Source organism: Allokutzneria sp. A3M-2-11 16 (genome assembly GCF_024213555.1).
Taxonomy (GTDB): Bacteria; Actinomycetota; Actinomycetes; order Mycobacteriales; family Pseudonocardiaceae; genus Allokutzneria.
The window spans coordinates 1,755,874-1,770,316 of the sequence record NZ_JANAVO010000001.1 but is presented as its reverse complement, the minus strand read 5'-3'; the positions used below and the strand labels follow the sequence as shown (position 1 = coordinate 1,770,316).

The following is a 14,443-nucleotide window of genomic DNA, read 5'->3' as shown; positions in this document are numbered from 1 at the left end:
GTATTCAACGCGCGGGCAGCGCGACCAGCGAGATGTCGCCGCCCGCGACCGGATCGCAGCTGATCAACGCCCGCCCGTCCGCGACCGTCGCGTACCTCGGCGTGCAGCCCAGCGGCACGTCCGCGCCACGCGGTTGGAAGGTGCGGACATCCAGTGCTCGCAACGCATTCCGCTCGCCGAGGTAGACGATGCCGTTGGCGGTGCCGAGGAAGCTGCCCTGGATCCCCGCCTCGATCCGCGTCAGCGCTCCGCCGCGGAACTCCTGCACCTGCTCGCCGGAGACGATCACTCGCGAACGGCTGTTGTCCAACTCCCGCAACGGAATCACCCGCGCGAAGCTGCCGACCGAGAGCCGCGTGCCGACCGAGCCGTCCAGCCGGAGCCAGATCAGCCCCTGGTTCTCCCTTTCGCCTGAGTCCGAAGTGTGCAGCACCAGGCCGTCGTCGAGCGCGGCGATTCCGAGCAGGCGGCACGGCTGCCCGCCCTGACAGCGGCGGTCGTCCGGCCGCACGGGGACCTTCGCCCGGTTCGCCTGGTTCAGGCCGTCGAGGCGGATCACCTCCACCGTCGCGTCGGAGCAGGCGTTGCGCACGAAGTAAGTCACCCTTCCGGGGCCGCGAACCCAGTAGTCCGCGCACTCGGCGTTCGCCCCGCGCACCACCTCGCGCCAGGTCCGCGTGCGCACGTCCAGCGCGAACACCGCGTCGTCGCGGACCCCGGGCTTGCTGGCGCTGAGCAGCGCGACCGAGCCGATGCGGATCGGCGGGCGGTTCTCGTCGGCCTCCCGCACGAAGACGAACGAGCTGTCCGCCTGGAGCTCGGCCAGGTCGAGGCGGTGGCGCAGCTCTCCGGTCAGCAGGTCGAAGAACAGCGCGGCGCGGCGGATGCGGGCGAACAGGATGCCCGCCTCCGGATCCACCATGACCTGCGTGAAGTGGAACTGGTCGGTCAGCGCGTACTGCCACAGCGGTGCGCCCGTCGACGCGTCCGTCACGAACACGCCCTGCTCGGCGGAGGTGTTCCGCTCCGAGCGGTCGCGCAGCTCCACGACGACGTTGCGGCCTGGCACCAGCACGCCGCTGCCGTAGAGCCCCTTCGGCAGTTGACGCGTCCAGTTGGTCACGGTGCCGGTGGGCTTCGCCGTCGCGATCGTGTGCCGCACGCCGTTGCCCGCCGCGCCGCGCACCATCAGCTCCGACCAGCCCCACCCGAGCAGCAGCGCCACGACCACGGCCAACGCCGGGACCGCGATCGGCACCGGGCGGTCGCGCGCGGCGAACACGATCAGCGGGATGAACAGCAGCCATCCGGCCTGCTGGAGCGGCCCCTGCACGTCGATGCCGAGAATCCGGTCCGAGAGCTCCGCCGAGACGTGCGTCGTCACGACCGTGTAGCCGGAGATCAGCAGTGCGGCCGCGTACAACGGCGCGGCTGCCTTCGGGATGACCCACAGCAGGGCCGTGCTCACCGCGGTCAGCCCGATGGTGATCCAGCGGACGATCTCGTTGCCGGACCAGCTCGCGCAGAACAGCACCACCGCGCAGGCCCCGATGGCGGTGACGATCACTCGTGTCCTGTCCCCCACAACCCCGGAAGACTAGCCAATCCGGCGCACGCGCAGAGCCCGAACAGCCCAGCGTTCCCGCTTTTGCTTGCACGGCAAGCAAAGGCGCTTCAGCCTGCGCGTTCGCGGTTACGTGACAGGATGCGAACGTGGACCACGACACCCTGAAGACGACCGTCCAGACCCTGTGGGACGGCCCCATCCTGTCCAGCCTCTCCGAGCTGGTGTCCATCCCCGCCGTCTCGCCCGCCTTCGACGCGGACTGGCAGCGCAACGGGCACCTCGACGCCGCCATCGAGCACGTCCGCGCCTGGGCGGAGGAGCGCGACCTGCCCGGCGCGCGGATCGACGTGGTCCAGCTCGACGGCCGCACCCCGGTGCTGCTGATCGACATCCCGGCGACCCCGGGCGCCGAGGGCGTCGGCACCGCGCTGCTCTACGGGCACCTGGACAAGCAGCCGCCGGTGGGTGGCTGGTCGGAAGGGCTGGGGCCGTGGACCCCGGTGGTCCGCGACGGCAGGCTGTACGGCCGCGGTTCGGCGGACGACTGCTACTCCGGCTACGCGGCGCTCGGTGCGGTGCTCGCGGTCCGGGCGGCGGGCGGAGCGCACGGCCGCTGCGTCGTGCTGCTGGAGACCGGCGAGGAGTCCGGCAGTCCTGACCTGCCCGCCTACCTCGACCACCTGCGCCCGCGCCTCGGCGAGGTCTCGCTCGTGGTGTGCCTGGACTCCGGCGGCGCCGACTACGAGCGGCTGTGGCTGACCACCTCGCTGCGCGGCATGGTCGCGGTCGAGGTCACCGCGCAGGTGCTCGACAGCGGCCAGCACTCCGGCATCGCCAGCGGCGTCGTGCCCAGCTCCTTCCGCGTCCTGCGCGCCCTGCTCGACCGCGTCGAGGACCCCGAGACCGGCCGGATCAAGCTGTCCGAGCTGCACGTGGACATCCCCGAGGTGCGGGTCAAGGAGGCCACCGCCGCGGTCGCCGGGCTGCCCGGCATGGTGGTCGGCAGCTTCCCGTTCACCCCGGGCGTGCGCGCGGTCTCCGGCGACGAGCTGGAGCTGGAGCTCAACCGCACCTGGCGGCCGACGCTGTCGGTCATCGGCGCGGACGGCCTGCCCACCCCCGCCGACGCGGGCAACGTGCTGCGCCCGTCCACCACGCTGATGCTGAGCTTCCGGTTGCCGCCGACCACGGACTCCGAGGCGGCGCTGGCCGCGGTGCGCCGCGTGCTGACCGCGGAGGTGCCCTACGACGCGCAGGTCGAGCTGAGCCGGGTGGAGCACGCGGACGGCTGGAACGCCCCGGACCTGGCGCCGTGGCTGAGCGAGGCGCTGGACCGCGCGGGCTCCGAGGTGTTCGGCCAGCCGTGGGGCGCGCTGGGCATGGGCGGCTCCATCCCGTTCATGGGCCTGCTCCAGGACGCCTACCCGCACGCCCAGTTCGTGATCACCGGCGCGCTCGGCCCGGACAGCAACGCGCACGTGCCGGACGAGTCGCTGCGGCTGGACTTCGCGGCGAAAGTGACCAGGGCGATTGCCCATTTGCTGGACGGTCACGGAAAGCGCTGATTCGGGCACGGTGAGTAGTTCAAATGTCCGTATAGTCATGCAGCCGTAATCACGGAACCGGTGCGCCTGCCCCACCTGGATGGCAGGATTCCCAGATCTCGATCGATCTCCATGCGAGGAGTTACACCGTGGCCAGACGAACAGGGCTCAAGGCATTCGCGCTGCTTCCGGCACTGGCGGTCGTGGTGGCCGGGTGCGGCGGCGGGCCGCAGCCGGGCGAGGCCAAGGGCGTTCCGCTGGTCGCGGCCGGTGCGCTGAAGACCTGCACCCACCTGCCCTACGAGCCGTTCCAGTTCACCAGGGACGGCAACATCGTCGGGTTCGACGTGGAGCTGGTCGACCTGGTCGCCAAGGACCTCGGCGTCAAGCAGGAGATCGTCGACGGCCCGTTCGAGACGATCGAATCCGGCGAGGACCTCAACGCCAAGAAGTGCGACCTCGCCGCCGCGGGAATGACGATCAAGGAATCCCGCAAGCAGAACTTCGACTTCTCGGCCCCGTACTTCAAGGCCAGCCAGGCGCTGCTGGTGAAGAAGTCCTCCGGGATCAACAGCCTTGAGCAGTTGAAGGGCAAGACGCTCGGCGCGCAGTCGGCGACGACCGGTCTGGACTACGCCAACAAGAACGCCGCGCCCCAGGGCACAACGGTCCGGATCTACGAGGACCTCGGGCTGCTGCTGGAGGCCGTGAAGAGCGGTCAGGTGGAGGCGGGCATCAACGACAACGGCGTGCTGCTCGACTACGCCAAGAAGAACTCCGATCTCGACGTCACTAAGGAGTTCGACACCAACGAGGACTACGGCATCGGCGTCCGCAAGGGCAACGACAAGCTGCGGGCCAAGATCGACGAGATCATCGCGAGGGCCAAGTCCAGCGGGGAGTACGACGCGATCTACGAGAAGTGGTTCGGCAAGAAGCCTGCCAACAAGTAAGCGTCCCCGCGGGGCCGGTGCCGGGAGGTGGCACCGGCCCCGACGACTTTTCCCAGGAGTACGGATGTCAGGCAAGTCCGGCCTGAGCAAGCGCCAGCGCGCCAAGGTCTTCCGCATCTCGCAGTACGTCCTGCTGGTCGCCGTGGTCGTGGTGTTCGCGATCACCGCCGACTGGGCAGAGATCAGGCGGGCGTTCTTCGACTTCGACGTCGCGGCGCAGCAGTTCCCCAACGTCATCACCATCGCGCTCAAGAACACCATCATCTACACGGTCCTCGGGTTCGCCTTCGGACTGAGCCTCGGCCTGATCCTGGCGCTGATGCGGTTGTCCTCGGTCGCGCCCTACCGGTGGCTGTCCACCATCTACATCGAGTTCTTCCGCGGTCTGCCCGCGCTGCTGGTGTTCATCGCCATCGGCACCGGCATCCCGCTGGCCTTCAAGGACACGCACATCACCCGCGAGGTCTCGATCATGCTGGCGCTCGGCCTGGTCGGCGCCGCGTACATGGCCGAGACGATCCGCGCCGGTATCCAGGCCGTGCCCAAGGGCCAGGTCGAGGCGGCCCGCTCGCTGGGCATGTCGCAGGGCCGAGCCATGATCACCATCGTGATCCCGCAGGCGTTCCGGATCATCCTGCCGCCGCTGACCAACGAGCTGATCCTGCTGACCAAGGACTCCTCGCTGGCCTACCTGCTCGGCAGCACCCTTGCGGAGCAGGAGCTGGCCCAGTTCGGCCGCCAGGCGCTGACCTCGTTCAAGAGCCTCACCCCGGTCCTGGTGGTCGGCCTCTGCTATCTGATCATCACGATCCCGCTGTCGCTGCTCTCCCGCAGGCTGGAGAACAAGTTCGGTTCCGGCGGAATGACGACCCGAGGGGTGGGTGGCTGACATGACCGAGCCGATCATCGAGATCACCGGGCTGTGCAAGGCTTTCGGGCCCCTGGAGGTGCTCAAGGGCATCGACCTGACCGTGCGGCGCGGTGAGGTCGTCTGCATCATCGGGCCCTCCGGTTCCGGCAAGTCCACGATGCTGCGCTGCGTGAACCTGCTGGAGGAGCCCACCGGCGGCAAGGTCGTCGTCGACGGCGTCGAGCTGACCGACGAGGACTGCGACATCGACAGGGCGCGCACCCGCGTCGGCATGGTGTTCCAGGGCTTCAACCTGTTCGCGCACCTGAGCGTGCTGGACAACCTGACCATCGCCCAGCGCAAGGTGCTCGGCCGGTCCAAGGGCGAGGCCGAGATGGTGGCCAGGGAGAACCTGGCCAAGGTCGGCCTGAGCGAGAAGGCCGAGTCCACGCCGGGCCAGCTCTCCGGCGGCCAGCAGCAGCGGGTGGCGATCGCCCGCGCGCTGTCGATGAACCCGGAGGTGATGCTCTTCGACGAGCCCACCTCCGCGCTGGACCCGGAGCTCGTCGGCGACGTGCTCGGCGTGATGCGCCAACTGGCTGACGACGGCATGACAATGCTTGTCGTCACGCACGAGATGCAGTTCGCCCGCGAGGTCGCCGACCGGGTGCTGTTCATGGACGGCGGCTACGTGGTGGAGGAGGGCCCGGCCGAGCAGGTCATCGGCGCGCCCCGCGAGGAGCGCACCCGCTCCTTCCTCGCCCGCGTCCTCGACCCCGTGCACAACGCAGGCGCCTAGCCGTTGTGCCCTGAACGGGTCGTTCGGGGAATCTAACGCCCCCAACGACCCGTTCAGGGAACCCAACGCCCCAATCGCGTCATTCACGTTGTGGTGCGGGTTCGCTACTCTGCGGCCGCATCAGGAACTCAACCCGGGTGCCGTTGACTTTCGAGGGGCCCTGGATTTAGGTCGGTGTGATCCACGTCTCAAGATCGTGTCCGGGTCAGGAGGGCGCATGTCTGTGCACAGGGCGGTTGCCGCTCTCGCGCTCTCGGTGCTGCTCCTGCCGGTCACGGCCTGCGGTGGCGACTCCGGCGAGCACACGCTGAAGGTCGTCTACCAGCGCTACGGCGAGGACGTCCGGGTCGAGGCGCACATGAAGCGCACCAAGGAGGCCCTGGAGCAGTCGCACCCGGACGTCGAGGTCGAGCTGATCCCGGTGGTGGCCCCGGACAACGAGTACCTGTCCAAGGTGCAGCTGATGCAGCGCTCCCCGGCGACCGCGCCGGACGTGCTCTACGAGGACAGCTTCAACATCAACGCCGACGTGGACGCGGGCTACCTGGCCCCGCTGGACGAGTTCCTGGCGAAGTGGCCGGACTGGCAGCAGTTCGTCCAAGTGGCCAGGGAGAGCGCTCGCGCGGTCGACGGCAGGACCTACGGCGTGCCGATGGCCACCGACACCAGGGGGCTGTGGTTCAACCGCCAGGTCTTCGCGCGCGCCGGGCTGCCGGAGAACTGGCAGCCGAAGAACTGGGCCGACATCATCGCCGCGGCCCGCGCGATCAAGGAGAAGGCGCCCGGCGTCATCCCGTTCGCCATGCCCGCCGGCAGGCCGCAGGGCGAGGCCGTCGCGATGCAGAGCGTGGAGATGCTGCTCTACGGCACCAGGACGGCCACCCTCTACGACGAGGCGCAGCAGAAGTGGGTCGCGCCGAGCAAGGGCATGGCCGACGTGCTGGGCTTCGCCAACGACATCTTCGGCGGCGGCCTCGGCCCGAGCCCGGCCCAGGTCGCCGACCCACGCTTCGGTGACCGCGGCGTCGAGGAGCTGACCAAGCAGGGCCGCGTCGGCATCCGGCTCGACGGCAGCTGGCTGCCCGCGCACTGGAGCCCCGGCGGCAAGGCCGAGTGGGCGGAGTGGGCGCGCACGATGACACCCGCCGCGATGCCGACGCAGTTCGGCCAGGCACCCGGGCGGGTCAGCCTCTCCGGCGGCTGGACGCTCGCGATCGGCGCGCGCAGCAAGAAGAAGGACGACGCCTTCCGGTTCATCACCACGGCGCTGGACCGCGACGGGGCGCTGGCCTTCGCGGTCGGCGCCGGGCAGTTGCCGGTGCGCAGGGACATCGCCAGGGAGGACCCCCGGCTGGTCGAGCGCAACCCCACGGTGGCCTTCTGGACCGGGCTGATCGACATCACCCACTACCGGCCGACGCTGACGATCTACCCCAGGGTCTCGCAGGAGCTGCAGATCGCGATGGACCAGGTGGTCAACGGCGCCGACCCGGCGGACACCGCGACCGCGTGGTCAGCGAAGGTCACCCGCATCGTCGGCCCGGCGAACACCCGCGCGGGCTAGCCCAGCACCACCCCGCCGCCGTAGTCCGCCGGTCTTCAAGTACCCCCAACCCCGTCCCCAGCGGTCGCAAACGACACCGAACCCCGCGGCGGCACGCTGGTTGGGGGCGGTTGAAGACGTTGTGGGCGGGGGTTCGCGGTACTTGAAGACGCCCCAACCACGGCGCGGCGGAGGTCGCCGGGCACCACGACGGCCGACACCCGCGCGGGCTAATCGGCACAATTCCCCGAAAGGCACCCAATACGTCTGGCGGTGTCCCCTGCCGTTCACCTACTTGACCATGTGAGTGAAGGCGAACGAACGGGGGAGTCGGGGCGTGAAGCGGGTTGTGCCGTTGGTGCCCGCGGTGGTGTTGCTGGGGATCTTCCTGGTGGGCCCGGTGCTGTGGACGGTCTACCTGTCCTTCACCAACACCGCGCTGAGCGGAGCGGCCGCGCGGAGTCCCCAGTTCACGGGGCTGGACAACTTCGCCCGGATGATCGAGGACCCCGCGCTGCTGAACGCGGTGTGGCTGACCGTGGTCTTCACCGTCGGCTCCGCGGTGATCGGGCAGAACTGCCTCGGCATGCTGCTGGCCGTCCTACTCGCGGGCCGGTCGCGCCTGCTGCGGTCCGCCGTCGGCGGCGTGGTGGTGGCCGCCTGGGTGCTGCCGGAGCTGGTCGCGGCCTTCGCGATCTACGCCTTCCTCAACGCCGACGGTTCGCTCAACGCGGTGCTCGACTGGCTCGGCCTGCCCGGCCAGAACTGGCTCTACACCGCGCCGATGGCGGCCGTCGTGCTGGCCAACGTGTGGCGGGGCACCGCGTTCTCGATGCTGACCTACCAGGCCGCCATGTCCGATGTGCCCTCCGACCTCCTTGAAGCCGCGCAGATGGACGGCGCCGGGCCGCTGCGCCGTTTCTGGCACGTCACCCTGCCGACGATCCGGCGCACCGTGCTGAGCAACCTGCTGTTGATCACCTTGCAGACCATCGGCGTGTTCGCGTTGATCTACGTGCTCACCGCGGGCGGGCCCGGTGAGGCCAGCCAGACCCTGCCGCTGCTGATGTACGAGCAGGCGTTCGTGTTCCGCGAGATCGGCTACGGCACCGCGACCGCACTGGTGTTGCTGCTGGTCGGCGGCGTGTTCGCGGCCGTGTACGCCCGGACGCTGAGGGAGGAGCTGCGGTGATCTCCACTCCGCGCAGGCGCGTCGCGACCGGCTTCGTCCACCTGGTGCTCGGCGCGATCGCGCTGGTGTTCGCCGCTCCGCTGCTGTGGCTGGTCACCGCGGCGGTCGACGAGAAGGCGGGGCTGCGCACCGAGCTCCCGGAGCAGCCCGGCCCGGCCAACCTGCTCGCCGTGCTCGACTGGGAGGTCGGCCTGCTGCCGATGCTCAACGGCCTGCTGCTCGCGGGCGGGGCCGCGGTGATCTCGGTGACCCTGGCCGCGCTCGCCGCCTACCCGCTCTCGCGCTACCAACTGCGCTTCAAGCGGCCGTTCCTCTACGTCGTGCTGTTCGCGACCGGGTTGCCGATGACCGCGGTGATGGTGCCCGTCTACAGCATGTTCGTGCAGCTCGACCTGATCGACAGCATGTTCGGCACGATGCTCTTCCTCGCCGCCACCTCGCTGCCTTACGCGATCTGGATGACGAAGGGCTTCATGGACAACGTGCCGCTGAGCCTGGAGGAGGCGGCGTGGGTGGACGGCGCCTCGGGCATGCAGTCGCTGCGCCAGGTGGTGCTGCCGCTGATGCTGCCCGGCCTGTCGGTGGTGGGCGTGTTCACCTTCATCTCCGCGTGGGGCAACTTCTTCGTCCCGTTCACGCTGCTGCTCGACCCGGAGAAACAGCCCGCGGCAGTCGGTGTCTTCGCGTTCTTCGGTCGTGCCGGGCTGGAGTCCTACGGCCCGCTCGCCGCGTACTCGCTGCTTTACACCGCCCCCGTCCTGGGCTTGTACTTGATCGTCTCGCGGCGTCTCGGCGGGACGTTCACGCTGGCTGGAGCGGTGAAGTGAAAGGGGTCCGATTGTGGCAAGGGTTCTTTCCGCGGAGTCGACCGAACTGTTCACCGGGCCGGAACAGGCCCCGCTCCAGGTCGTCCGGGTAACCCTCGACGGTCCGGCGACCGTGCGGGTGACCGGTGCGGGCGTCGACACCCCGCGGCCGGTCAGCGGGGACGGCGTCGTCGAGGTCTCAGTGTCCACTTCGGACAGTCCGGGCACGGTGCTGCCCGCGCGGGCGGTCACCGACGACGGTTCGGAGCTCGCCTTCGAGCTGACCGTCGCCGAGCCCGGCTGGACCATGCACATGATCAGCCACTTCCACTACGACCCGGTGTGGTGGAACACCCAGGCCGCCTACACCACGGCGTGGGACGCGCTGGACTTCCCGGGCTCCCCGCGCTCCGCCTACCAGCTCGCCGGGTTCGACCTGGTCCGCGCGCACCTCGCGCTCGCGCTGCGCGAGCCGGAGTACAAGTTCGTGCTCGCGGAGGTCGACTACCTCAAGCCGTACTGGGACGCCTTCCCCGGCGATCGCGACGTGCTGCGCAGGCTCGTCGCCGAGGGGCGCGTGGAGATCATGGGCGGCACCTACAACGAGCCCAACACCAACCTGTGCAGCCCGGAGTCGGCGATCCGCAACTTCGTGCACGGCATCGGTTTCCAGCGCGACGTGCTCGGCGCCGATCCGCAGACCGCCTGGCAGCTCGACGTTTTCGGCCACGACCCGGCGTTCCCCGGCATGGCAGCCGACGCCGGTCTCTCGTCCAGTTCGTGGGCGCGCGGCCCGTTCCACCAGTGGGGTCCGATGGAGGTGCGCGACGGCGTCAAGGGCGATCCGACCCGCATGCAGTTCCCCAGTGAGTTCGAGTGGATCTCTCCATCCGGGCGCGGCCTGCTGACCAGCTACATGGCCGACCACTACAGCGCCGGGTGGTGGATGGACACCGCGCCCTCGTTGGAGGAGGCGCAGCGGTCCGCGCTGAAGTTGTTCCAGGGCCTCAAGAAGGTGGCCACCACGCGCAACGTGCTGCTGCCGGTCGGCACCGACTACACGCCGCCGAACAAGTGGATCACCCGCATCCACCGCGACTGGAACGCCCGCTACACCTGGCCGAGGTTCGTGTGCGCGCTGCCGAAGGAGTTCTTCGCCGCCGTCCGCGCGGAGCTGGCCGAGCGGGGCGAGGAGCCGACGCCGCAGAGCCGGGACATGAACCCGATCTACACCGGCAAGGACGTCTCGTACATCGACACCAAGCAGGCGCAGCGCGAGGCCGAGGACGTGCTGCTCGACGCGGAGCGGTACGCGGTCTTCGCGTCGTTGCTGACCGGAGCTCGCTATCCGGACGCCGCCTTCGCCAAGGCGTGGGTGCAGCTGGCCTACGGTGCGCACCACGACGGGATCACCGGCTCGGAGTCGGACCAGGTCTACCTCGACCTGTTGTGGGGTTGGCGTGAAGCGCGGGAGCTCGCGCTCGCGGTGCGGGACTCCGCGCTCCGGGTGCTGACCGACCGCGTGGACTTTTCTCAGGCTGTGGGTCGCGGCGTGGTGGTGTGGAACTCAATTGCCGCGCCGCGCACGGATTTGGTCACCGTGCGGCTCACCGATCCTGTGCACAGCACGGTCTCCGTTGTGGATGATGCGGGAACCGAGCTGCCCGCGCTTGTGGATCATGAAGGCCACTCGGTCACCTTCCTGGCCCGTGACGTGCCGTCTTTCGGCTGGAAGGCATACACAATCCGACTGTCCACTGTGGATAAGTCCATTGTGGATAGACCTGTGGATTCTGTGGACAGCTCGGGTTGGCTGCCTGTGGATGGTTATGAGATCGCCAACGCGCACTACCGGATCGCGGTCGACCCCGGGCGCGGCGGCGGGGTCGTCAGCCTGGTCGAGCTGCCGTCCGGGCGGGAGCTGATCGCGTCCGGCGGGGTCGGCAACGAGCTGGCGGTCTACGAGGAGTACAGCAGGCATCCGCGCTTCGGCGAGGGTCCGTGGCACCTGCTGCCGAAGGGGCCGGTCCAGGTGTCCGGCGCCAACAACGCCGCGGTGCAGGCGTTCCAGTCCCCGCTCGGTCAGCGCCTCGTCGTGCGCGGCAAGATCGGTGCGGTCTCCTACACCCAGACGATCACGTTGTGGCGCGGCGTTTCCCGCGTCGACTGCTCCACCAAGGTCGAGGAGTTCACCGGCTCCGACCAGCTGCTCCGGCTGCGCTGGCCGTGCCCCGTCCCGGGCGCGCTGCCGGTGAGCGAGGTCGGCGATGCCGTTGTGGGCAGGGGTTTCGGGCTGCCGGACGTGGATTCCGCCGAGCACCCGTGGACCTTGGACAACCCCGCGTACACCTGGTTCGGCCTGTCCGCCACGGCCCGCGTGCGCATCGGCGAGGCGGTCCGCGCGATCGGCATCGCCGAGCTGATCGCGCCCTCGCGCGCGGAGGCGGCTCCGCTCGCGCGCGAACTCACGGTCGCATTGGCTCAAGCCGGAGTCACCGCGACGTGCAGCACCGCGGACGGCCCGCGCTACGGGCACCTCGAAGTGGACTCGAACCTGCCGGACGTGCGGTTCGCGCTCGGCGGGCCCGACCGGAACTCCTTCACCGCCAAGGTCCTCGCCGAGGCGGACCCTGCCTACCGGACTGAGCTGGACCGGCAGCTCGCGGCGACCGGCCGGGCCGTGGTGTGGGTCCCGGCGGAGCGGCCGCTCGCCGATGTGTGGGTGCCGAGCGCGGATCTCCGTGCGGTGCGGGCACTTCCGGTGCTGGTCATCGCGGGCGCGGACCTCGACGCGGTTATCGAGTCCATTGTGGATGATCTAGTCGATCACGAGATCGAGGTGCGGCAGGACGCCTCCGCTGGAGCGGGCGAGTTCGAGTCGCGCACGGTGGCGCTGCTCAACCGCGGCGTTCCCGGCTTCGCGGTGGACTCGGCCGGAACGCTGCACGCGTCGCTGCTGCGCTCGTGCACCGGCTGGCCGTCGGGCGTGTGGATCGACCCGCCGCGTCGCGCCACCCCGGACGGCAGCGGTTTCCAGCTCCAGCACTGGACGCACGTCTTCGACTACGCGGTGGTCAGCGCGGAGGGCGACTGGCGCAAGGGAATTCCCATGCGCAGTGCGGAGTTCTCCCATCCGCTGATCGCGGTGCTGTCCCCGGACGACGGGGTCGGCGGCCTCCCCGGTTCCGGTTCGCTGCTGACCGTCGAGCCCGCGGGCGGGGTCAGCCTCGCCGCGCTGAAGGCCGTGGGCAATCCGCTGGCCCGCGGTTCGGCCCACCCGGCGGACCCGGCGGAGGGGATCGCGTTGCGGCTGGTGGAGACCTCGGGCCTGATGCCGGAGGTGCGCGTGTCCTCGTCGCTGCTGAGCTTCGCCGACCCGGCGACCGCGGACCTGCTCGAACAGCGCCGCGACTCGCTTGCCGACCTGTCGCTCACCCTGGCGCCGTTCGAGATCGCCACCCTCGTCGCCCGTCCCGAGCTGAGCCGATGGTCCACAATGGACGGTGGAGTGCTCGGGCCGGAGCGCGAGGTCGCCCAGCCGCTCTACGCGCGCTACTGGATGCACAACCGGGGCCCGGCACCGATGGGCGGCCTGCCGGTCGCGGTGCACCTCGACCCGGTCACCGGGCTGGTCCAGCCGGGCGGCGACATCACCCTCACGCTGAGCGTGGTCAGCGACTGCACCGACGCCGAGCTGCACGGTGTCGTCCGGTTCGTGGTTCCGGACGGGTGGACCTGCGCCCCGCCGCAACTGCCGTTCGGGCTCGCGCCCGGCGGGCACTGGCAGACGGAGGTGCAGGTCAGAGCGCCCAAGGGGAGCCCGGACCTGCCGCATCCCATTCGCGCCCAGCTGGAGCTCACCGGCGAGGCGCTCCCACCGAGTTGGCGCCAGGTGGTCGAGGATGTGGCGATGCTGTCGACCGTCGCCGAGCCCGCGCAGCCGCTGCGGCTGGCCGGATCGCCCCAGGCGGTCCGGGTGGCGCGCGGCGGGCGGGAGCGGCTCACCGTCGACGTGGTCGGCGACACCTCCGCCCCGGTCTCGGTCGAGGCGCAGCTGCTCACCCCGTGGGGCACCTGGGACGCCACACCGGACTGGTGGCAGGTCCGCGAGGTCGTCGGCCGCACCGAGTTCGGCTTCGACATCGCGCCGCCGCCGTGGGCGGAGCCCGGTGCCTACTGGGCGCTGGTGAAGGTGGCCGGGGCCGGTCGCATCCTGTATTCCGAAGCGGTATCGCTGGTGGTGACGGCATGACCCCCATCGCCTGGGTCGGCGACGAGCCGGTCCTGCTCTCCGAAGTCGACAACGCCGAGGCCGAGCTGCGCTCCGGCCGCGCCGCCGCGACGCTGCCCGCGCAGGGCTCCAGCGAGGCGCGGCAGCTGCGCCGGTGGCTGGTGCAGCGGCTCACCGCGGAGCGCATCGTCGGACAGATACGCCCGCGCGAGGAGGCGACCGCGCCGGAGCTGGAGAAGATCGCCGCCGATCGCGCCGCCATGCTCGAACTCGGCAGCGTCGCGGCTTCGCTGTTGACGAGGAGTCCGCGCGCGCGAGCGGTGTTCCACGAGGTCACCGCAGGGATCGCGGTGACCGAGTGCGAGGCGCGGCGCTACTTCGAGGCGAACTTCGAGCTGTTCTCCGCGCCGGAGCGGCGGATCGTCCGGCACCGCGTGCTGACCAGTCCCGAACTGGCCGACCTCTCCGACAGTCCATTGAGGACGGTCGTGCGCGGTCAGCTGGCCGGGCCGGTCGAGCAGGCCCTCTTCGCCGCCGCGGAGCGCTCCGTGGTCGGCCCCGTCCGCGACCCGCTCGGCTGGCACACCCTGTTCGTCGAGCGGGCCTACCCGGAGAGCCGGAGCACCTTCGCCGAGGCGCGCGAGCAGATCACCTCGCGCCTGCTCGCCGCCGCCCGCCGCCGGGCCTTCGGCGACTGGCTGGAGGCGCGCCGCGCCGAACTGGTCCGCCTCGCCCCCGGCTACGAACACCCCGGCGACCCCCGCCAACCCGACAACACCCACCGCCACTAACCCCCCGTTTTCGGGCTGAATGAGTCATTCGGTGCGTTCAACTCCCCCAATGACTCATTCAGCACGCTCAAGTGCCCCAATGACTCATTCAGGTGCGTCGAGTGCCCTCAATGACTCGTTCAGGGCCTCAGCGGACGCCGTGAATGCCGCGTTTGGTGCGGTGCCGA

The 14,443-nt window shown here is 70.1% G+C and carries 10 protein-coding genes; 9 read left to right on the top strand and 1 reads right to left on the bottom strand.

All coding sequences use genetic code 11. The features are described 5' to 3' along the window. Positions 1 to 4: 4 nt before the first annotated feature. Positions 5 to 1,567, bottom strand: coding sequence for a hypothetical protein (locus NLX83_RS08930; protein WP_254234359.1), 1,563 nt, complete (start codon positions 1,565 to 1,567; stop codon positions 5 to 7). A 146-nt stretch (positions 1,568 to 1,713) separates the two neighbouring features. On the opposite strand from NLX83_RS08930, the gene NLX83_RS08925 reads away from it, so the two are divergent. From NLX83_RS08925 to NLX83_RS08885, 9 genes are all read left to right on the top strand, one after another. After that, complete coding sequence (locus NLX83_RS08925; protein ID WP_254234358.1) at positions 1,714 to 3,132, top strand: M20/M25/M40 family metallo-hydrolase; 1,419 nt, start codon at positions 1,714 to 1,716, stop codon at positions 3,130 to 3,132. 128 nt (positions 3,133 to 3,260) lie between these two features. After that, entirely contained in the window at positions 3,261 to 4,064 is an 804-nt protein-coding gene (locus NLX83_RS08920; RefSeq protein WP_254234357.1) for an ABC transporter substrate-binding protein, read from the top strand. 64 nt (positions 4,065 to 4,128) lie between these two features. Further along, positions 4,129 to 4,953 (top strand): amino acid ABC transporter permease, encoded by an 825-nt coding sequence (locus tag NLX83_RS08915; protein WP_254234356.1) that lies wholly within the window; start codon positions 4,129 to 4,131, stop codon positions 4,951 to 4,953. A gap of 1 nt (position 4,954) precedes the next feature. Continuing rightward, positions 4,955 to 5,713 carry an amino acid ABC transporter ATP-binding protein gene (locus NLX83_RS08910; RefSeq protein ID WP_256563024.1) on the top strand — a complete coding sequence of 253 codons (759 nt, stop codon included), beginning with the start codon at positions 4,955 to 4,957 and terminating at the stop codon, positions 5,711 to 5,713. 217 nt (positions 5,714 to 5,930) lie between these two features. Further along, positions 5,931 to 7,277: an extracellular solute-binding protein gene (locus NLX83_RS08905; protein ID WP_254234355.1), complete on the top strand. Its 1,347-nt coding sequence runs from the start codon at positions 5,931 to 5,933 to the stop codon at positions 7,275 to 7,277. A gap of 316 nt (positions 7,278 to 7,593) precedes the next feature. Beyond that, positions 7,594 to 8,448, top strand: a complete 855-nt coding sequence (locus NLX83_RS08900) for a carbohydrate ABC transporter permease (RefSeq protein WP_254234354.1) — start codon at positions 7,594 to 7,596, stop codon at positions 8,446 to 8,448. Next, a complete protein-coding gene (locus NLX83_RS08895; RefSeq protein ID WP_254234353.1) occupies positions 8,445 to 9,275 on the top strand; it encodes a carbohydrate ABC transporter permease in 831 nt (276 codons plus the stop codon). Before NLX83_RS08900 ends, NLX83_RS08895 begins: the two co-directional genes overlap by 4 nt. Before the next feature lie 13 nt (positions 9,276 to 9,288). Beyond that, complete coding sequence (locus tag NLX83_RS08890) at positions 9,289 to 13,506, top strand: NEW3 domain-containing protein (protein ID WP_254234352.1); 4,218 nt, start codon at positions 9,289 to 9,291, stop codon at positions 13,504 to 13,506. Then, positions 13,503 to 14,276, top strand: a complete 774-nt coding sequence (locus NLX83_RS08885) for a peptidylprolyl isomerase (RefSeq protein ID WP_254234351.1) — start codon at positions 13,503 to 13,505, stop codon at positions 14,274 to 14,276. Before NLX83_RS08890 ends, NLX83_RS08885 begins: the two co-directional genes overlap by 4 nt. Positions 14,277 to 14,443: the final 167 nt, after the last annotated feature.